The 19450-nt window shown below is 71.9% G+C and carries 22 protein-coding genes; 16 read left to right on the top strand and 6 right to left on the bottom strand.

Features of this window, described 5'->3' with window-relative positions; translation table 11 throughout:
• Positions 1–29 precede the first annotated feature (29 nt).
• The 6 genes from argC to AC07B0_RS29855 are packed head-to-tail and all read left to right on the top strand — an operon-like array spanning position 30 to position 5027.
• Positions 30–1058 carry an N-acetyl-gamma-glutamyl-phosphate reductase gene (gene argC, locus AC07B0_RS29880; RefSeq protein ID WP_356880151.1) on the top strand — a complete coding sequence of 343 codons (1029 nt, stop codon included), beginning with the start codon at positions 30–32 and terminating at the stop codon, positions 1056–1058.
• On the top strand, positions 1055–1177 hold the full coding sequence (locus tag AC07B0_RS29875; RefSeq protein ID WP_356880149.1) for a hypothetical protein: 123 nt from the start codon (positions 1055–1057) through the stop codon (positions 1175–1177). Before argC ends, AC07B0_RS29875 begins: the two co-directional genes overlap by 4 nt.
• Positions 1174–2346 carry a bifunctional glutamate N-acetyltransferase/amino-acid acetyltransferase ArgJ gene (gene argJ / locus AC07B0_RS29870; RefSeq protein WP_356880147.1) on the top strand — a complete coding sequence of 391 codons (1173 nt, stop codon included), beginning with the start codon at positions 1174–1176 and terminating at the stop codon, positions 2344–2346. The genes AC07B0_RS29875 and argJ overlap by 4 nt, the downstream gene beginning before the upstream one ends.
• Positions 2343–3275 (top strand): acetylglutamate kinase, encoded by a 933-nt coding sequence (argB, locus tag AC07B0_RS29865; RefSeq protein WP_356880145.1) that lies wholly within the window; start codon positions 2343–2345, stop codon positions 3273–3275. Before argJ ends, argB begins: the two co-directional genes overlap by 4 nt.
• Positions 3272–4483 carry an acetylornithine transaminase gene (locus AC07B0_RS29860; protein ID WP_469383849.1) on the top strand — a complete coding sequence of 404 codons (1212 nt, stop codon included), beginning with the start codon at positions 3272–3274 and terminating at the stop codon, positions 4481–4483. The genes argB and AC07B0_RS29860 overlap by 4 nt, the downstream gene beginning before the upstream one ends.
• A gap of 7 nt (positions 4484–4490) precedes the next feature.
• Complete coding sequence (locus AC07B0_RS29855; RefSeq protein WP_356880141.1) at positions 4491–5027, top strand: arginine repressor; 537 nt, start codon at positions 4491–4493, stop codon at positions 5025–5027.
• A gap of 19 nt (positions 5028–5046) precedes the next feature.
• Here the strand turns inward: AC07B0_RS29855 and AC07B0_RS29850 are convergent, their stop codons facing one another.
• Complete coding sequence (locus tag AC07B0_RS29850; protein ID WP_478866612.1) at positions 5047–5742, bottom strand: L,D-transpeptidase family protein; 696 nt, start codon at positions 5740–5742, stop codon at positions 5047–5049.
• Positions 5743–6032: 290 nt separating this feature from the next.
• Here AC07B0_RS29850 and argH point away from each other — a divergent pair, with 290 nt between their 5' ends.
• Entirely contained in the window at positions 6033–7460 is a 1428-nt protein-coding gene (gene argH / locus AC07B0_RS29845; protein ID WP_356880139.1) for an argininosuccinate lyase, read from the top strand.
• 66 nt (positions 7461–7526) lie between these two features.
• On the opposite strand, the gene AC07B0_RS29840 is transcribed toward argH, so the two are convergent.
• Positions 7527–7946: a hypothetical protein gene (locus AC07B0_RS29840; RefSeq protein WP_356880137.1), complete on the bottom strand. Its 420-nt coding sequence runs from the start codon at positions 7944–7946 to the stop codon at positions 7527–7529.
• 233 nt (positions 7947–8179) lie between these two features.
• Positions 8180–8695 (bottom strand): HAD domain-containing protein, encoded by a 516-nt coding sequence (locus AC07B0_RS29835; protein ID WP_469383844.1) that lies wholly within the window; start codon positions 8693–8695, stop codon positions 8180–8182.
• Positions 8696–8784: 89 nt separating this feature from the next.
• On the opposite strand from AC07B0_RS29835, the gene AC07B0_RS29830 reads away from it, so the two are divergent.
• From AC07B0_RS29830 to AC07B0_RS29820, 3 genes are all read left to right on the top strand, one after another.
• A complete protein-coding gene (locus AC07B0_RS29830; protein WP_356880133.1) occupies positions 8785–9333 on the top strand; it encodes a TetR/AcrR family transcriptional regulator in 549 nt (182 codons plus the stop codon).
• On the top strand, positions 9333–10877 hold the full coding sequence (locus AC07B0_RS29825) for an MFS transporter (protein ID WP_356880131.1): 1545 nt from the start codon (positions 9333–9335) through the stop codon (positions 10875–10877). The genes AC07B0_RS29830 and AC07B0_RS29825 overlap by 1 nt, the downstream gene beginning before the upstream one ends.
• 77 nt (positions 10878–10954) lie before the next feature.
• The gene (locus AC07B0_RS29820) at positions 10955–12439 is read left to right on the top strand and encodes a membrane-associated oxidoreductase (protein ID WP_478899305.1); all 1485 of its coding nucleotides are present in this window, start codon (positions 10955–10957) and stop codon (positions 12437–12439) included.
• Between the two features lie 7 nt (positions 12440–12446).
• Here AC07B0_RS29820 and AC07B0_RS29815 read toward each other — a convergent pair whose 3' ends face one another.
• A complete protein-coding gene (locus AC07B0_RS29815) occupies positions 12447–13076 on the bottom strand; it encodes a lysophospholipid acyltransferase family protein (protein ID WP_356880127.1) in 630 nt (209 codons plus the stop codon).
• Between the two features lie 300 nt (positions 13077–13376).
• Here AC07B0_RS29815 and AC07B0_RS29810 point away from each other — a divergent pair, with 300 nt between their 5' ends.
• The 3 genes from AC07B0_RS29810 (at position 13377) to AC07B0_RS29800 (ending at position 15709) form a co-directional block, all read left to right on the top strand.
• Entirely contained in the window at positions 13377–14549 is a 1173-nt protein-coding gene (locus AC07B0_RS29810; protein ID WP_478899304.1) for a glycerophosphodiester phosphodiesterase, read from the top strand.
• 73 nt (positions 14550–14622) lie between these two features.
• Positions 14623–15165 (top strand): sigma-70 family RNA polymerase sigma factor, encoded by a 543-nt coding sequence (locus tag AC07B0_RS29805; protein WP_478899303.1) that lies wholly within the window; start codon positions 14623–14625, stop codon positions 15163–15165.
• Positions 15166–15202: 37 nt separating this feature from the next.
• Positions 15203–15709, top strand: coding sequence for a GNAT family N-acetyltransferase (locus AC07B0_RS29800; RefSeq protein WP_356880121.1), 507 nt, complete (start codon positions 15203–15205; stop codon positions 15707–15709).
• Positions 15710–15763: 54 nt separating this feature from the next.
• Here AC07B0_RS29800 and AC07B0_RS29795 read toward each other — a convergent pair whose 3' ends face one another.
• Positions 15764–16186, bottom strand: coding sequence for a hypothetical protein (locus AC07B0_RS29795; RefSeq protein ID WP_356880119.1), 423 nt, complete (start codon positions 16184–16186; stop codon positions 15764–15766).
• On the bottom strand, positions 16179–16547 hold the full coding sequence (locus AC07B0_RS29790; protein ID WP_356880117.1) for a hypothetical protein: 369 nt from the start codon (positions 16545–16547) through the stop codon (positions 16179–16181). The genes AC07B0_RS29795 and AC07B0_RS29790 overlap by 8 nt, the downstream gene beginning before the upstream one ends.
• 68 nt (positions 16548–16615) lie before the next feature.
• Between AC07B0_RS29790 and AC07B0_RS29785 the strand changes: the two genes are divergently transcribed.
• The 3 genes from AC07B0_RS29785 to AC07B0_RS29775 all read left to right on the top strand — a co-directional run bounded on the left by AC07B0_RS29785 (position 16616) and on the right by AC07B0_RS29775 (position 19386).
• On the top strand, positions 16616–17263 hold the full coding sequence (locus tag AC07B0_RS29785; RefSeq protein ID WP_356880115.1) for an HAD-IA family hydrolase: 648 nt from the start codon (positions 16616–16618) through the stop codon (positions 17261–17263).
• Between the two features lie 393 nt (positions 17264–17656).
• Positions 17657–18721, top strand: coding sequence for a methionine ABC transporter ATP-binding protein (locus tag AC07B0_RS29780; RefSeq protein WP_356880113.1), 1065 nt, complete (start codon positions 17657–17659; stop codon positions 18719–18721).
• Entirely contained in the window at positions 18718–19386 is a 669-nt protein-coding gene (locus tag AC07B0_RS29775; protein ID WP_356880111.1) for a methionine ABC transporter permease, read from the top strand. The genes AC07B0_RS29780 and AC07B0_RS29775 overlap by 4 nt, the downstream gene beginning before the upstream one ends.
• Positions 19387–19450 lie beyond the last annotated feature (64 nt).

The raw sequence follows: 19450 nt of genomic DNA, 5'->3' as shown, positions 1-19450 counted from the left end.
ATAGTCATGCCATCGATGAGGAGGATCCGATGGTGGTACGTGTAGCGGTGGCAGGAGCGAGCGGGTACGCGGGCGGTGAGGTCCTGCGCCTCCTCCTCGCGCACCCCGAGGTGGAGATCGGCGCGCTGACCGGCAACTCCAACGCCGGACAGCCGCTCGGCCTGCTCCAGCCGCACCTCGTACCGCTCGCCGACCGGATACTGGAGGCGACCACGCCCGAGGTCCTCGCCGGCCACGACGTCGTGTTCCTCGCCCTGCCGCACGGCCAGTCCGCGGCCGTCGCCGCCCGCCTCGGCGACGAGGTCCTCGTCGTCGACATGGGAGCCGACCACCGGCTGAAGGACTCCGCCGACTGGGACGCCTTCTACGGGGCCCCGCACGCCGGGACCTGGCCCTACGGTCTGCCCGAACTCCCCGGCGCCCGGGCCGCCCTGGAGGGCACCAGGCGCATCGCCGTGCCCGGCTGCTTCCCCACGGCCGTCTCGCTCGCGCTGTTCCCCGCCTACCAGGCCGGGCTCGCCGAACCGGAAGCCGTCGTCGTCGCGTCCACCGGCACCTCCGGCGCGGGCAAGGCGCTCAAGCCGCACCTGCTCGGCTCCGAGGTGATGGGCACCGCGACCCCCTACGGAGTCGGCGGCGTCCACCGGCACACGCCCGAGATGGTGCAGAACCTCTCCCCGCTCGCCGGAGAGCGCGTCAGCGTCTCCTTCACGCCGCACCTCGTGCCCATGCCCCGCGGGATCCTCGCCACCTGCTCGGCCAAGGCCCGGCCCGGCACCACCGCCGATTCCCTGCGCGCCGCCTACGAGAAGGCGTTCGCCGACGAGCCCTTCGTCCACCTGCTCCCCGAGGGCACCTGGCCGACCACCAAGTCCGTCACCGCTTCCAACGCCGTTCACATCCAGGTCGCCTACGACGCCTCCGCCCGGCGCGTCATCGCCATCAGCGCGATCGACAACCTGACCAAGGGCACCGCCGGCGGCGCGGTGCAGAGCATGAACATCGCCCTCGGCCTGCCCGAGGCCCTGGGCCTTTCCGCCGTCGGAGTCGCTCCGTGAGCCCCGCACGCGCGGCCACCGGACCACGGACGACGCCGCCCGCCCGCCCGGGCCGGGCGGGCACCGCCGACAGCGACACCAGCCGCCCCGGCGGCGGACCGAACGAGGAGATGCAGTGAGCGTCACGGCAGCACAGGGATTCACGGCGGCGGGCATCGCCGCCGGGATCAAGGCGAACGGCAACCCCGACCTGGCCCTCGTGGTCAACCACGGGCCGCGACTGGCCGCCGCGGGCGTCTTCACCTCCAACCGCGTCAAGGCCGCGCCCGTGCACTGGTCCGAGCAGGTCCTGCGGGGCGGCGCCGTCGGCGCCGTCATCCTCAACTCCGGTGGCGCCAACGCCTGCACCGGCCCCAAGGGCTTCCAGGACACCCACACCACCGCCGAGAAGACCGCCGAGGTCCTCAACGCACAGGGCCTCGGCACGGAGTTCAACGCCGGTGAGATCGCGGTCGCCTCGACCGGCCTGATCGGCGTACTGCTCCCCATGGACAAGCTGCTGCCCGGCATCGAGAAGGCCGCGGCGGCCCTCGGCGCCGACGGCGGCGAGGCCGCCGCCATCGCCATCAAGACCACCGACACCGTGCACAAGACGGCCACCGTCACCCAGGACGGCTGGACCGTCGGCGGCATGGCCAAGGGCGCGGGCATGCTCGCCCCGGGCCTGGCCACCATGCTCGTCGTGCTCACCACCGACGCCGACCTGGACGGCGCCGCCCTCGACCGGGCGCTGCGCGACGCGACCCGCACCACCTTCGACCGGATCGACTCCGACGGCTGCATGTCCACCAACGACACGGTGCTGCTGCTCGCCTCCGGCGCCTCCGGCCGCGTGCCCGCGCACGCCGAGTTCGCCGAGGCAGTACGGACCGTCTGCGACGACCTCGCCCGCCAGCTGATCGGCGACGCCGAGGGCGCGAGCAAGGACATCCGCATCGAGGTCGTCGGCGCGGCCACCGAGGACGACGCGGTCGAGGTCGGCCGGTCCATCGCCCGCAACAACCTGCTCAAGTGCGCCATCCACGGCGAGGACCCCAACTGGGGCCGGGTGCTCTCCGCGATCGGCACCACCAAGGCGGCCTTCGACCCGGACCGGCTGAACGTGGCCATCAACGGCGTGTGGGTCTGCCGGAACGGCTCGGTCGGCGAGGACCGCGACCTGGTCTCGATGAAGGACCGGGAGGTCCACATCACCGCCGACCTGTCCACCGGCACCGAATCGGCCGTCATCTGGGCCAACGACCTGACGGCCGAGTACGTCCACGAGAACAGCGCGTACTCCTCATGAGCGGCGCCGTCGGAAGTGCCCGCAAGCACACGGCCCTCCCCAAGGCGGAGATCCTCATCGAGGCCCTGCCCTGGCTCACCCGCCACAACGGCAAGATCGTCGTGATCAAGTTCGGCGGCAACGCCATGATCGACGAGGACCTCAAGGCGGCGTTCGCCCAGGACGTGGTCTTCCTGCGGCAGGCCGGCCTGCGGCCCGTCGTCGTGCACGGCGGAGGCCCCCAGATCAACGCCCAGCTCGACAAGCAGGGCCTGGTCAGCGAGTTCAAGGCGGGCCTGCGCGTCACGACGCCCGAGGCCATGGACGTCGTACGGATGGTCCTGGCCGGCCAGGTCCAGCGCGAGCTGGTCGGGCTGCTCAACCAGCACGGGCCGCTCGCCGTCGGCATGACCGGCGAGGACGCCCACACCATCACCGCCACCCGGCACAGCCCGGAGATCGACGGCGAACTCGTCGACATCGGCCGGGTCGGCGAGATCACCGCCATCGACACCGGCGCGATCGAGGCGCTGCTCGCCGACGGCCGGATCCCGGTCATCTCCTCCATCGCCCGCAGCGCCGACGACCACCACGTGTACAACGTGAACGCCGACACCGCGGCCGCGGCGCTCGCCGCCGCACTCGGCGCGGAGATCCTCATGGTCCTCACCGACGTCGAGGGCCTCTACGCGGACTGGCCGAACAGCGACGAGGTCATCAGCCGGCTCACCGTCAGCGAGCTGGAGAAGCTGCTGCCCGAGCTGTCGAGCGGCATGGTGCCCAAGATGGAGGGCTGCCTGCACGCCGTCCGCGGCGGCGTCGGCACCGCCCGCGTGATCGACGGGCGGGTCCAGCACTCGATCCTGCTGGAGATCTTCACCGACGAGGGAATCGGCACGATGGTCGTGCCCGACGGACGGCACGACGGACAGCAAGGGGGAACGGAATGACGACGGCAACGGGCAACGAGGGCTACGGCGCCCGCTGGCAGAACGCCCTGACCAACAACTACGGCACCCCCGCGCTCGCCCTCGTACGCGGCGAGGGCGCCCAGGTGTGGGACGCGGACGGCAAGCAGTACACCGACTACGTCGGCGGGATCGCGGTGAACGCCCTCGGGCACGCCCACCCGGCGGTCGTCGCGGCGGTGACCGCACAGGTCTCCACCCTCGGCCACGTCTCCAACCTCTACGCCTCCGAGCCGGTCCTCGCCCTCGGCGAGCGGCTGCTCCAGCTCTTCGGCCGCGAAGGCCGGGTCTTCTTCTGCAACTCCGGCGCCGAGGCCGTCGAAGGCGTGTTCAAGATCGGCCGCCTCACCGGCCGGACCCACATGGTCGCCACCACCGGCGGCTTCCACGGCCGGACCATGGGCGCCCTCGCGCTGACCGGCCAGCCGGGCAAGCAGGGCCCCTTCCTGCCGCTGCCCGGTGACGTCACCCACGTCCCCTACGGCGACGTGGAGGCCCTGCGGGCCGCCGTCACCGAGGAGACCGCGCTCGTCCTCATCGAGCCGGTCCAGGGCGAGAACGGCGTCGTCGTCCCGCCCGCCGGCTACCTGACGGCCGCCCGCGAGATCACCCGCGCCACCGGCACGCTCCTCGCCCTCGACGAGGTCCAGACCGGCATCGGCCGCTGCGGCCAGTGGTTCGAGCACCAGGCCCACGAGGGCGTCGCGCCCGACCTCGTCACCCTCGCCAAGGGCCTCGGCGGCGGCCTGCCGATCGGCGCCGTCGTCGCCTTCGGCGAGGCCGCCGGCCTCCTCCAGCCCGGCCAGCACGGCACCACCTTCGGCGGCAACCCGGTCGCCTGCGCCGCCGGCCTCGCCGTGATCGACACCATCGCCGCCGACGGACTCCTCGACCAGGTCAAGGCACGCGGCGAGCGGCTGCGCTCCGGAATCGAGGGCCTCCAGGGCGGCCAGGGCCACCCGCTGGTCTCCCACGTCCGCGGCTCCGGACTCCTGCTGGGTATCGTGCTGACGGAGCCGCTCGCGCCGAAGGTGCAGCTGGCGGCTCAGGAAGCCGGATTCCTGGTCAACGCGCCCGCCCCCGACGTCGTACGGCTGATGCCGCCGTTCGTCATCACGGAGGCCGAGGTGGACGCGTTCCTCGGGGCACTGCCCGGCATCCTCGACACAGCGGGACGATCCGGAGAATGAGACGACGATGAGCCAGGCGCAGGAACACGAGCAGAACGGCCAGTCCGTCCCGCAGACCCGCACCGCACGCCACCGCCGGATCGTGGACATCCTCAACCGGCAGCCGGTCCGCTCCCAGAGCCAGCTGGCCAAGCTGCTCGCCGACGACGGGCTGAGCGTCACCCAGGCGACGCTCTCCCGCGACCTCGACGAGCTCGGCGCGGTGAAGATCCGCAACACCGGCGGCGAGCTGATCTACGCGGTCCCCAGCGAGGGCGGCTTCCGCACCCCGCAGGCCCCGCTCGGCGAGTCCGCGAAGGAGGAGCGCATGCGGCGCCTCTCCGGGGAACTGCTGATCTCGGCGGAGGCCTCCGCGAACCTCGTGGTCCTGCGCACCCCGCCCGGAGCGGCCCAGTTCCTCGCCTCCGCGATCGACCAGGCCGAACTCCAGGCGATCCTCGGCACCATCGCCGGCGACGACACCCTGATGCTGATCAGCCGCGACCCGGCCGGCGGCCAGGCCCTCGCCGACCACCTTCTGCGCCTGGCCCAGAAGGAAGGCTGAGCCCCGGGGCCCGCCTCATTCAGTATCTCGTCACCGCCAACGGGCCGGAGCGGGTGCCGATCGCGAGGTGCGGGCCGCGGCGGGGGTCGGCCCAGCGCAGGAGCCTGCGCATGGCGGATTCCGGTACGGACACGCAGCCGGCGGTGGCGCCCTTGCCGTTCACGTGCAGGAAGATGCCCGCGCCCCGGCCGCGCACCGGCCGCTCGTAGTTGAAGGCGACGACCAGGGCGTGGGCGTACTGGCGCGCGTACGTCACCAGGTGCTCCGCCTCGCCCGGCGCGCAGTCGGCGGGCAGCGGCTCGACCCACCGGTTGTAGTCGGCCGAGGCATTGTCCTGGCACCACCACGAACGGTCCGTCACCCGCCGGTACCGGTAGGACGTCCCGGCCGGCGCGTGCGCGATGCCGAAGGCGTACGGGAGCGCGTACAGGCCCGTCGGAGTGGTGCTCGTGCCCTGCGTCCGCGTCTCGCCCTCGGTCAGCCCGTTCGCGCCGAACCGCGCGGGCGCGCTGCCGGCCTCGTACCAGCGGCCCGCGCGCCGGTCCCACCAGGTCAGCACGCCCGTGGTGGATCCCGCGTCGGGCGCGACGGCGGTGATCAGCTGGCTCCCGCCGCCGGTGTCGGCGAGGCGGGCGGGCAGCGGGTCCTGGTTCCAGGGGCCCTGCGGGAGCAGGGCGGCGACGATCAGCGAGCCGGTGACGAGAGCGGTACGCAGCACGCGTCCGACGGTACGGGGCGCGAGGGGCGCGGGCCGCGCAGGCAGGCCGTCGACACCCGGTCCGGCCTTCTTCCGGCCGCCCTTTCCGCATGCGCTCGATTGACGAAACATACGGAGTAGTGCATAGTTATGCCTGTCGTTGAATGGATCGTGCCCACCGTGCCGTCGGCACGCCGCGCGACCCCGCCTGAACCAGGCCGTCCGCACCACGCAGTACGAGACGGCCTCCCCGTTACCTCCGCGACGGGGAGGCCGTCGTACCACCACCCTCATAAGGAGCAGTAGCTGTGAGCAGCAACAACGGTGACGTCCGGCTCTGGGGCGGCCGGTTCGCCGACGGCCCTTCCGAGGCCCTCGCGAAGCTTTCCGCGTCGGTCCACTTCGACTGGCGCCTGGCGCCGTACGACATCGCCGGCTCCCGTGCCCACGCACGCGTCCTGCACAAGGCCGGACTGCTCACGGCCGAGGAACTCGACCGCATGACCGCCGGCCTGGACCAGCTGGAGGCCGACGTCGCCGACGGCTCGTTCACCGGCACCATCGCCGACGAGGACGTGCACACCGCCCTGGAGCGGGGCCTGCTGGAGCGGCTCGGCGCCGACCTCGGCGGCAAACTGCGCGCGGGCCGGTCCCGCAACGACCAGGTGGCCACCCTCTTCCGGATGTACCTGCGCGACCACGCGCGGATCGTCGGCGGCCTGATCGCCGACCTCCAGGACGCGCTGATCGGCCTCGCCGAGGCCCACGCGGACGTGGCGATGCCCGGCCGGACCCACCTCCAGCACGCGCAGCCGGTGCTCTTCGCCCACCACGTACTGGCCCACGTGCAGTCCCTGTCCCGGGACGCGGAGCGGCTGCGGCAGTGGGACACCCGCACCGCGGTCTCCCCGTACGGCTCGGGTGCGCTGGCCGGTTCCTCGCTGGGGCTGGACCCGGAGCAGGTCGCCGCCGACCTGGGCTTCGAGCGGGGTTCGGTCGGCAACTCGATCGACGGCACGGCCTCCCGCGACTTCGTCGCCGAGTTCGCCTTCGTGACCGCGATGATCGGGATCAACCTCTCCCGGATCGCGGAGGAGATCATCCTCTGGAACACGAAGGAGTTCTCCTTCGTCACCCTGCACGACGCCTTCTCCACCGGCTCGTCGATCATGCCGCAGAAGAAGAACCCGGACATCGCGGAGCTGGCGCGCGGCAAGTCGGGCCGCCTCATCGGCAACCTGACCGGCCTGCTGGCCACGCTGAAGGCGCTGCCCCTCGCCTACAACCGCGACCTCCAGGAGGACAAGGAGCCGGTCTTCGACTCCTGCGACACCCTGGAAGTCCTGCTCCCCGCCTTCACCGGCATGATGGCGACCCTCACGGTCAACCGGGAGCGGATGGAGGAGCTGGCTCCGGCGGGCTTCTCCCTCGCCACGGACATCGCGGAGTGGCTGGTCAAGCAGGGCGTGCCGTTCCGGGTGGCGCACGAGGTGGCCGGCGAGTGCGTCAAGGTCTGCGAGGCCGAGGGCATCGAGCTCGACCAGCTCACCGACGACCAGTTCGCGAAGATCTCGGAGCACCTGACCCCCGAGGTCCGCACCGTCCTGAACGTCAAGGGCGCGCTGGCCTCCCGCAACGGCCGGGGCGGCACGGCCCCGTCGGCCGTCGCGGTCCAGCTCACCGAGCTGAAGGCCGACCTGGTCATCCAGCACGCGTGGGCGATCCACAAGCAGTAGCACCCCGTGCCCGCAGGGGCGGTGGGAACCGGCCGGTTCCCCCCGCCCCTCCGGCATGACCGGGGATCAGCAGATGACCGTGATCGAGAACGGCCGGTCGCTGTCCACGGCGGCAGTGCCGCCGGCCGACGGCGTCGCCGTGCGGATGAAGAGGGTGTTGGAGTTCACCTGGCCGACCAGGATGGACGAACTGCCCGGCCCGGGGTCGTTCCCGCCGTTGGTGTTGACGGTGCCCAGGAGGGCGCACCCGTTGAGGCCGGAGGGAACGGTGACGTTGTAGCGCCCGATGCCGAACTTGTTGATCCCGCCGATGCCCTGTCCGCCGAGGAACTGTCCGTTCGCGGCGATCTTGGCCCAGGCGGTGGTGGTCGCGGCGGCCCGCTGTGCCTGCTGCGGCTCGGCCGACGCGGAGGACACCGCGAGGGCGCCTCCGATCGCGAGTGCCGTCACCGTGGCGCCGAGGGCCAGCTTCCTTGATCCGTTCATGGTTCTCTCCCTGCCGAAGACGGAATCGATGCAGGTGAACCCGCCCCGGGTAAGGGCTCACTGGAGAGGAGACTCCCAGTTCCGCGACCGGCCGGGGAAGGTCTCGCGGGCGCGGTCACTCCAAATGATCACAGCGGCCCGCCGGGGGAGCGTTCGTTCGACGGGGGACTCTTCGGCCCGGCCCGTTGACGTCCCGGCATGACACGCGGCGAACACGGGTAGTGGTCATCGAATCACAGTGCGTCCGCCCAGGTGGCCAGGTCGTCGAAGTCCGCCCTGGTCAGGCCGATCCGCTCGTCGATCCGCAGCAGCAGCGCGTGGCCCGGGTGGTGGAGGTCGGCGTACTCGCGGTCCATGGCCGTGATGTCGTCGTCGATCCAGGCGAAGGGCCGCCCGCCCGCGTACTCCAGGACGTACTGGGTCTTCCAGAAGGTGCCGCGCGGCGCCCGGCCGTGCATCTGCGGCCAGTCGATGAACGGCAGCCGGGGCAGTCCCAGGTGCGGGCCTATCCAGTCGTTGGCCTCGTCCTTCCAGGTCGTCGCCCAGACCAGCTCGTACGCGTCCGCCAGCGCGAGCAGCTCCGCGCCGTGCGCGGGATTCAGCCAGACCCGCAGCGGCTTCGCGCTCTCGGCCTCCCGCCAGCCCGTGGGCCGCATCCGGTGGGTGGCGTAGCCCTCGGGGCGGCGTTGCGCCTTGGCGGCGTAGGGGTTCAGCGGTCCGTCGACGTCGATCAGCAGGAGTGGCCTCATCGGCTCATGTTCCCTTCCGGCTGCCCGTACGGCAGCCCGTTTTTCCTATGAATGAGACACCGGCGTCTCATTCGGGTTATGCTTGTCTCATGGCCATGGATCGTGACCAGGTGCTCCGCGACGCGGCCGCCCTGCTTTCCCGCAAATCGACCGCGACGATGGACGAGGTCGCCCGCGCCGCCGGAATCGGGCGCGCCACCCTCCACCGGCACTTCGCCGGCCGCGACGCCCTCGTGCGCGCCCTGGAGGAACTCGGCATCCGGGAGTTCGAGGTCGCCTTCGACAACGCCCGCCTCGACGAGGGCACGGCGGTGGAGGTGCTGCGGCGCCTGGTCGCCGAGATCGAGCCCAACGCCCAGCTGCTGGCCTTCCTCGTCACCGAGAACCAGCTCTTCGAGGGCGACCAGGTCAACGAGGGCTGGGCCCGCCTCGACGCCCGCGTCAGCGCCCTCTTCCGGCGCGGCCAGCAGGAGGGGGACATCAGGATCGACCTGAGCCCAGCCTGGCTGACGGAGGCCCTCTACGGCCTCGTGGGCACCTGCGCCTGGGCCGTCATGGACGGCCGGGTCGCCGCCAAGGACTTCCAGTACATGATCATCGAGCTGCTGCTCGGTGGCGCACGACGGAGCGTGGAGTGATGAGCCGTACCGAACAGCTGAACCGGCGGACAGGGGCGGAGGACAAGCGCCGCGGCCGCTGGCTGGCGCTCTCCGTGCTCGTCCTGGCCGTACTGCTGGTCGCGGTGGACGCCACCGTACTCGGTCTCGCCACCCCCGCCCTGAGCGAGGACCTCAAGCCGTCCGGCACCCAGCTGCTGTGGATCGGCGACATCTACTCCTTCGTCATCGCCGGACTGCTCGTCTCCATGGGCTCCCTCGGCGACCGCATCGGCCGCAAGAAGCTGCTGCTCGTCGGCGCCACCGCGTTCGGCGCCGTCTCGGTCCTCAACGCCTACGCGACCAGCCCCGAGATGATGATCGTCGCCCGGGCCCTGCTCGGCGTGGCCGGCGCCACCCTGATGCCGTCCACCCTCGCGCTGATCCGCAACATCTTCCACGACCCGAAGGAGCGCAGCCTCGCCATCGGCATCTGGGGCGCCACCGCCTCGGCCGGCGCGGCCGTCGGGCCCGTCGTCGGCGGAGCCCTGCTCCAGCACTTCTGGTGGGGCTCGGTCTTCCTGATCAACCTGCCCGTCATGATCGCGCTGGTCCTCGTCGGGATCAAGCTGCTGCCCGAGTCCAAGAACCCGGTCGCCGGCCCCTGGGACCTCGTCAGCGTCGCCCTGTCGCTCGTCGGCGTCATCGGCGTGGTCTACGCCGTCAAGGAAGCCGCCACCCACGGCCTGACCGGCGGCGTCTGGGCCGCCGCCGTCATCGGCGCCGGCTGCCTCTACGCCTTCGTCCGGCGCCAGTTCACCCTGCCCTCCCCGCTCCTCGACATGCGGCTCTTCAAGCACCGCGGCTTCTCCGGCGCGGTACTCGCCGACCTCCTCACCGTCTTCGGCCTCTCCGGCCTGGTCTTCTTCCTCTCCCAGTTCCTCCAGCTGGTGCAGGGCCGCGACCCCCTGGAAGCGGGCCTGGCCGAACTGCCCGCCGCGATCGGCGCGGTGGCCACCGGACTGGTCGCGGGCCGCTACGCCCGCCGGTACTCGGTACGGGGCATCGTGGCGGGCGGCCTGGCCGCCATCGGGCTGGCCCTCGCCGTGCTCACCGTGATCCACAAGGAGACCGGCTACCCGCTGCTCGGCGCGGCCCTCCTCGTCGTCGGCCTCGGAGCCGGATTCTCCTTCACCGTCACCGCCGACGTGATCCTCTCCAGCGTCCCCAAGGAGCAGGCCGGTTCCGCCTCCGCCGTCTCCGAGACCGCGTACGAACTCGGCGCCGCGCTCGGCATCGCCCTGCTCGGCTCCATCGTGACCGGCGTCTACCAGGGCTTCACCGCCCCGGCCGGCGTCCCCGCCCCCGTCGCCGACGCCGCGCACGAATCGCTCGGCGGCGCCGTGGAAGCCGCCAGGACCCTGGACCCGCAGACCGCCTCCCAGATGGTCGGCTCCGCCCAGGAGGCCTTCGTCGACGGACTGCGGCTGGCCTCCGGCGTGGGCGCCGCCGTCCTCCTCGCCACCGCCGCGGCCGCCTGGTACCTCCTCAGGGGCCAGAAGCTCCAGGACGGTGTCGGACACTGACCCCCCGTCAGCACACCAAGGGGCGGTGCCCCGAACGCGGTTGACAGCGCGCGGAACCGCGGGACACCATCCCGGCGATGGAGATCAACGACCTGACCCCGGCCGAACGCCGCGTGTGGGATGCCTTCCCCCGCGGCGCCCGCGTCGACTTCCGGCCGGATCCCGGGGAGAGCGCCGCCGCCGGCGCGTCCTGGGGCCCCGAGCGGACCGTACGCGCCGAGGTGCTCACCGCCCTGCTGCTGAACGGCCCCCGGATCGAGGGCCAGGTCGCCGGACTCAACCTCAAGGGCGTCCGGATCACCGGACCGTTCAACCTCAAGTACGCCGTCGTCGACCACCCCGTCCGGCTGCGCGCCTGCTGGTTCGAGCTCCGGCCCGTGCTCTACGGGGCGCAGCTGCGGGCCTTCGTCGTCAACGCCTCCACCCTGCCCGGGCTGACCGCCGGCGTGGTCCGCGTCGACGGCGCGCTCAAGCTGTCCGGCTGCCGCCTCACCGGCCCGGTCCGCCTCACCGGGGCCCGGATAGCCGGCGGCCTCTTCCTGACCCGGTCCGTCATCGGGGTCCCGCCGGGCGAGGGCGACCCGCAGGAGGCGGCGGAGGCGCCGCTCCAGCTGAACCACGCCGAGATCGGCACCGACGTCATCGCCCTCGGGGCCACCGTGCACGGGGAGACCCGCTTCAACGGCTCCACGGTCGGCGGGCGGATCGACCTGGACGACGCCCGGCTGCTCAACCCCGGCGGCGTCGCCCTGCACGCCGAGACCCTCGCCGTCGGCACGGACCTGCGCGCCGCACGGATGGAGGCGCGCGGCCTGGTCAACCTCACGGGGGCCCGGATACCGGGCCAGGTCTACTTCGGCCACGCCTCGTTCGCGAACCCCGACGGGGTCGCCCTGCGGGCCTCCAGCTGCGTCATCGGCGAGATGTGGCTGCGGCGCTGCGAGCGCATCCGGGGGACGGTGAACCTGCGCCGCTCCCAGTTCGACCTCTTGCACGTGCTGCCCGAGATCTGGCCCGACCGGATCCGCATGGACGGCCTCACCTACCGCACCCTCGCCCCGCACCTCCCGGCCGAGCAACGGCTGCCCGCGCTGGAACGGGAGGAGTCGGGCTACCTCCCGTACGCCTACGAACAGCTCGCGGCGGCCTACCGCACGGCCGGCGACGAGGCGGCCGCCCGGACCGTCCAGCTGGCCAAGCTCCGCCGCCACCGCCGGACCCTGCCCCGCCCGGCCCGGCTGTGGGGGCTGATCCAGGACGTCACCGTCGGCTACGGCTTCCGGCCGCTGCGCGCGGCGGGCTGGCTGGCGGCGCTGCTGCTCACCGGGGCCGTCGCCTACGGAACGCATCCGCCGCGGGCCCTGAAGCCGGGGGAGGCCCCCGACTTCAACCCGGTGTTCTACACGATCGACCTGATGGTGCCGATCGTCGGCTTCGGGCAGGAGGCGGCGTACGCGCCGGGCGGCTGGTACCAGTGGCTGTCGTACCTGCTGGTCGTGACCGGCTGGATCCTCGCCACCACGACGGCGGCGGGCGTCAGCCGGTCCCTCCAGCGCCAGTGATCGGGCGTCAGGCGGCCTTGGCCTTGGTGGCGTACATGTCGACGTACTCCTGGCCCGACAGCCGCATGACCTCGGCCATCACCGAGTCGGTGACGGCGCGCAGCACGTAGCGGTCCCGGTCCATGCCCTCGTAGCGGGAGAACTCCATCGGCTCGCCGAAGCGGACGGTGACCCGCCCGGGGCGGGGCATGCCCGCGCCGCCGGGCTGGAGCTTGTCCGTGCCGATCACCGCGAACGGGACCACGGGGGCGCCGGTCATCAGCGTGAGGCGGGCGATGCCGGTGCGGCCCCGGTACAGGCGGCCGTCGGGGGAGCGGGTGCCCTCGGGGTAGATGCCGAAGATCTTGCCCTCTTCGAGGATGCGGCGGCCGGTCATCAGGGCCGCGACCCCGCCGTTGGCGCCGTCACGGTCGACCGGGATCATGCCGGAGCCGGTGAAGAACCACGCCATCAGCCGGCCCTTGAGGCCCTTGCCCGTCACGTACTCGTCCTTGCCGATGAAGTGGACCGTACGGTCGCAGATCAGCGGAAGGATCATCGAGTCGATGAAGGTGAGGTGGTTGCCCGCCAGGATCACCGGACCGGTGCCGGGGATGTTCTCGATGCCCTCCACGCGGGTGCGGAACATCATGCGCATGACCGGTCCGACAGTGGCTTTGATGAGCGCGGTACGGAACAACGTGAGCCCTCCGGCATCGAAAAGCGGCTTCGCACCACACGGCGGTAGTGCAGGTGAGGACGATACTCGCGGGTCAGGGCTGATCGCACATCGGGTTCACGCGGTGGATACGCGATGTTGACGCACGTTTCCGCCATGTTCCGCCGCGGACCCCGTCCCCGACACCCTCCCTTGCCTACCATCGGCACGCCGATTCGGGCCGCGGGACACCCGGAACCCCGGGACAGCGAGCCCCTTTCAGACCGAGGAGTGGCACGGATGACACAGGGTGGGGCAGCGCGGCGCACGGTCCTGGGGGCGGCGGTCCTGGCGGCCGGTACCTCGATCACCGCCCTCGGGGCGGGAACGGCCTCCGCGGCCCCCGCCGCGTCCGACGGGGGACACGGCGGGGGAGGCTACCGGGACCTGCCGGTCCCCACGGTCATCGGCCACCGGGGCGCCAGCGGCTACCGGCCGGAGCACACCCTGGGCTCGTACCAGCTGGCCCTCGACCTCGGTGCCGACGTCATCGAACAGGACCTCGTCCCCACGAAGGACGGCCACCTGGTGTGCCGCCACGAGAACGAGATCGGCGGCACCACCGACGTCGCCGACCACCCCGGGTTCGCCGCCCGGCGCACCACCAAATCCGTCGACGGGGTCTCCGTCACCGGCTGGTTCACCGAGGACTTCACCCTCGCCGAGCTGAAGACCCTGCGCGCGAAGGAGCGCATCCCCGCCGTCCGCCAGCGCAACACGCTCTACGACGGCCGGTGGGCCGTCCCCACCTTCGAAGAGGTGCTGCGCTGGGCCAACAGGGAGAGCCGCCGCCGCGACAAGCAGGTCTGGCTGCACGTGGAGACCAAGCACCCCACCTACTTCCGGTCCCTGGGCCTCGGCCTGGAGGAGCCCCTCGCCCGGCTCCTGCGCCGCTACGGCCGCGACGGCCGGGACGCCGCCCTCTTCCTCCAGTCCTTCGAACCCTCCAGCATCCAGCGGCTCTCGCGGCTGGTCTCCGCGCCGCGCGTGGTGCTGCTCTCCGCCGCGAACACCCGGCCCTGGGACTTCGAGGTGGCGAAGGACCCCCGCACGGTGGCCGACCTCGTCAAGCCCGAGGGCCTGAAGTGGATCGCCGGATTCGCCCAGGGCATCGGGCCCACCCTGGACCTGGTCATCCCGCGGGACGCGGCCGGAAAGCTCGGCACCCCCACCACCCTCGTCAAGGACGCCCACGCCCGGGGCCTGCTGCTGCACCCCTACACCGCGCGCAACGAGAACAGCTTCCTGCCGGCCGAGTACCGCAAGGGCACGGATCCGGCCGCGTACGGGGACGCCTTCGGCGCCTTCGCGAAGTACTTCGAACAGGGCATCGACGGGATCTTCACCGACAACCCGGACACCGGCCTGCTCGCGGCGGAGGCCTTCCGCCCCGGACGCGGCGTCAACCGCTAGGCCCCGGGACCCGTACGGGTGTTCCGGGTCCGGCGCGGAAACCGCCCGGCCCGGCACCCGCGTCCCGCCCGGCATGGACCTCATGAAGGACTCCGACCTCCTGAACGAGCTGGGCCCGCTGCTCTCCGCCGAGGCCGCAGCGGAAGCCCCGGGCACCGGCGTCGACGCCGCCGACCTGGAACAGGCCGTCTGGGTCAGGCTGCTGGAGCACGGACCGCGCGACCCCGGCCCCACCGGTTCCCCCGGCCCCACCGGACGGGCCCGCTGGCTGCGGCGGGCGGTGCGGGCCGAAGCCCGGCTCGCACGGCGGCGGGCCCGGCGCGAGGTCCCGTACGACGGCTCCCCTGCGGACGAAGTCGGGGAGCCGGAAGGCGCGCTGGTGCACGGCGAGGAGAAGCGGGCCCTCCGATCGGCGGTCGCCCGGTTGCCCGGACGCTGTCCGGAACTCATAGGGGCACTTCTTTCGCCGAGGGACCTTACCTACCGTGAAATCGCAGGAGAGTTGGGTATCTCACAAGGAAGTTTGGGGCCCGTCCGTTCCCGATGCCTGGGATGTCTGCGCAGAATGCTCGCTGCAGAGGTTGGCGCTCCTGGCCTTCGGGGAAGGGAGCGGTAGACCAGAGGGCCACCAGGTGAGCGGGAGGCATGCGCACATGGGCATGAGCGTGACCATTTCGGCGGCGACCGCCGAGGACGCCGAGCAGATCTTCAAGCTGCAGTATCTGGCGTTCCAGCGGGAGGCCGAGCTCTACGGCAACTACCTGATCCAGCCGCTCACCCAGTCCCTGGACTCCCTGAAGGCGGAGCTGGCGGCGGACACCGTCCTCGTGGCCCGGCTCGGCGACGAGGTGGTCGGCACGGTGCGCGGCAGGCTCGGCGAGGACGGCACGGCGAGCATCGCCAAGCTGTGCGTGCACCCGCGGCTCCAGGGCCACGGCCTCGGCGCCCGCCTGCTGCGCGCGGTCGAGGAGGCTCTCGCGGGCCGCGGCTCCACGAACCGGTTCCGCCTGCACACGGGCCACAAGAGCGAGTCGAACCTGCGCCTCTACCGCAAGGCCGGCTACCTGGCGGTCGGCAACCGCACCGCCTCCGACGGGGTGCGGCTGGTGATCCTGGAGAAGGAAGCCAAGGAAGCCACCGACTTCGCGGTCAGCGCCTGACCCCCGCCCCGTCGATGCGCGAGGTGCGAACGGTCCCGCCGCGCGGGGCCGTTCTCACCGCTTGGCGCGCAGCCAGAGCATCCCGGTGACCGGCAGGACCACCGGGATGAACAGGTAGCCCATCCCGAAGTCCGACCACACGGTCGCGTCGGGGAAGGCCTCGGGGCGCACCAGGGTCCAGGTGCCCACGGCGAGGACGCCGGCCAGTTCGGCGGCGCAGCACACCAGTGCCGCCTTGCGGGCCCGCTCCCCGCCCCGCACCAGCGAGTACGTGATGAAGGCGTAGGCGAGGGCGGCCGCCCCGGACAGCGAGTACGCCAGCGGGGCCCGGTCGAACTCGGTGGAGATCTGGTAGGCCGACCGCGAGACCGCGCCGACCACCATGACCCCGTAGAGCCAGACCAGCAGCAGTCCCGGGCCGGAGACGAGACGCTTGCGTCCCGCGGGCTCGGTCGCGGTCGTGTGGGTGTCAGGCACCGGTGCTTCCCCAGATGTCGTAGAGCCGTACTTCGAGCACGGCGAGGACGACCGCGCCCGCGGCCACCGTCACCGAACCCCACTTCGTCCGCTCGGTCAGCGAGAGCATCCCGGCGGCCGGGACCGCCGCGAAGGCGCCCAGCAGGTAGGCCACGAAGATCACCGTGCCCTGGCCGGGCTTCTCGCCCCGGGCCAGCTGGACCAGCCCGACCACCAGCTGGGCCAGGACCAGGACGGTCACCACGGCCATGCCGATGAAGTGCCAGTCCTTGGTCGGCTGGTCCCGCCATGCGGCGTGGCCGCACCAGGCGGCGAGGGCGAGGGCGGCCGCACCGATGGCGACCGTCAGGGCGACGAGCATGCAGCGAGGGTATTACGGGCCGAAAGACCCGATGCGCTCACCCCTGGTCCCGGGCTTTGCTGGATGGCATGAAGCTGCATGCCGAAGCCCTGCTGTTCGACAACGACGGCACCCTCGTGTCCTCGATGGATTCCGTGCACCGCTGCTGGGCCCGCTGGGCCCGGGAGCACGGCATCACCGACGAGGAGTTCGCCCGGGTCGAACTGCACGGCCGCCCCGCGACGGAGATCATCGCCGAGCTGCTGCCAGAGGAGGCCCGGGCCGGGGCCCTCGTCCGCATCGAGAACCTGGAGGTGGAGGACGTCCCCGGCGGTGTCGTCCTGCTCCCCGGCACCAAGGAACTGCTGTCCGCGCTGCCCGCGGACCGCTGGGCCGTGGTCACCTCCGCGACCCGCCCGCTGGCCGAGGCCCGCCTGCGCGAGGTGGGCATCGACTTCCCCGAGCTGGTCGCCGCCGACGACATCACCCGCGGCAAGCCCGACCCGGAGCCCTTCCTGCTCGCCGCGCGGCGTCTGGGCGTGGACCCGGCGCGCTGCGTGGTCTTCGAGGACGCCCCGGCGGGCCTGGCCGCCGGCCGCGCGGCCGGCATGACGACCGTGGCCTTGACCACAACGCACACCGCCGCGGAGCTCGACGCGGACGTGGTCGTACGGGACCTCTCGGCCGTGTCCGCACTGGTCACGGACGCCGGAGTGACGCTTGAGACGACCGGCTGAAGGTGACCGGTGTTGTCCGTAATGCGGTCGGATTACGTCCGCTATCCGGACAGCATTGATCGGTGAGTCGCCATGTCTGCTTTACTTGGGCACATGACCACGACGAGCAGCCGCACCCTTGCGACCGAGGCGACGATGACGCCCGGTGCTCGTTGTATGTGTCGAATGTGCGCCTTCTGAGGGCCCCTTTCCTGCAGTCTCGCGCCCCGAAGCGAGACCGGCCGAGCCGCTCCGCACACCGCGTCACCCCATGACCGGCCCTACGGACCGCTCCTGCCCCGCGCACGCGCCGGTGCCATCCCTTTGTGACGGTTCGGCCCGTATCGCGTCCCCAGATGTTTGCCCCGTGCCCGGCACCCGCTGCGCCGTGCACTCGACAGCGACGGAATTCCTGTGATCACCACATCGGGCCTCACGAAGGTCTACCAGTCCCGTGGCCGCGAGGTCACCGCCCTGGACGGCGTCGACCTCCACGTCCGCGAGGGCGAGGTATACGGAGTCATCGGCCAGAGCGGAGCCGGCAAGTCCTCCCTCATCCGCTGCGTGAACCTGCTGGAGCGCCCCACCACCGGCACGGTGACCGTCGACGGAGTCGACCTCACCGCGCTGGCCGGCCGCGGCCGCCGCGCCGGCAAGGAACTCCGCGAGGCCCGCAGCCGCATCGGCATGGTCTTCCAGCACTTCAACCTGCTGTCCTCCCGCACCGTCCAGGCCAACATCGAGCTGCCCCTGGAGATCCTCGGGGTCTCCGGCCGCGAGCGCTCCCGCAAGGCCGCCGAACTCCTCGACCTCGTGGGCCTCGCCGACAAGGCCAAGGCCTACCCCGCCCAGCTCTCCGGCGGCCAGAAGCAGCGCGTCGGCATCGCCCGCGCCCTGGCCGGCGACCCCAAGGTGCTGCTCTCCGACGAGGCCACCAGCGCCCTCGACCCCGAGACCACCCGCTCCATCCTCCAGCTGCTGCGCGACCTCAACCGCCAGCTCGGCCTGACCGTCCTGCTCATCACGCACGAGATGGACGTCGTCAAGGCCGTCTGCGACTCCGCCGCGCTGATGAAGCGGGGCCGGGTCATCGAGTCCGGCACCGTCGCCGAGCTCCTCGCCACCCCCGGCTCCGAGCTCGCCGGGGAACTCTTCCCGGTCAGCGGCACCGCCACCGGCCCGGACCGCACGGTCGTCGACGTCACCTTCCACGGCGACGCCGCCACCCAGCCGGTCATCTCCCAGCTGTCGCGGACCTACAACATCGACATCTCGATCCTCGGCGCCGCCATGGACACCGTCGCGGGCCGGCAGGTCGGCCGCATGCGCATCGAGCTCCCGGGCCGCTACGAGGAGAACGTGGTCCCGGTCGGCTTCCTGCGCGAGCAGGGCCTCCAGGTCGACGTCGTCGACGAAGCCCCCACGACGCCGGACGTCGACTCCGAGCTGGCCGCACTGGTCAAGGATGGTGCCAAGTGACCTGGTCCGAGATGCAGCCCCTGCTCACCCAGGGCACGTACGACACCCTCTACATGGTGCTGTGGTCCACCCTGGTGACCGTCCTCGGCGGACTGCCCATCGGCGTCCTGCTGGTCCTCACCGACAAGGGCGGCCTCCTGCAGAACCAGCCGCTCAACAAGGTCCTCGGCGTGATCGTGAACATAGGCCGCTCGCTGCCGTTCATCATCCTGCTCATCGCCGTGATCCCCTTCACCACCGCGGTCGTCGGCACCTTCATCGGCCCCACCGCCATGATCGTGCCGCTGTCCATCGGAGCCATCCCCTTCTTCGCCCGGCTCGTCGAGACCGCCGTCCGTGAGGTGGACCACGGCCTGGTCGAGGCCGTCGAGTCCATGGGCGGCGGCATCCCGACCCTCGTCGGCAAGGTCCTGCTCCCGCAGGCCCTGCCCTCGCTGATCGCCGCCGTCACCACCACCCTGATCACCCTGATCGGCTACTCGGCCATGGCCGGCGCCGTCGGCGGCGAAGGACTCGGCTCCAAGGCCATCACCTACGGCTTCCAGCGCTTCGAGACCGGCTTCATGATCGCCACCGTCGTGATCCTGATCGCCCTCGTCACGGTGGTCCAGCTGATCGGCGACGGCGTCGTCCGCGTCCTGTCCCGCCGCGGCCGGACGGCCTGAACCGGCCCGCAAGACCTCTCCACCCCAAGAAGGCCCGCACTTGTCGTGCTTGGGCCACCACCCC

The sequence above is a fragment of the Streptomyces sp. NPDC044704 genome, from assembly GCF_056433525.1.
This window is presented reverse-complemented; position numbering and strand designations above follow the sequence as displayed.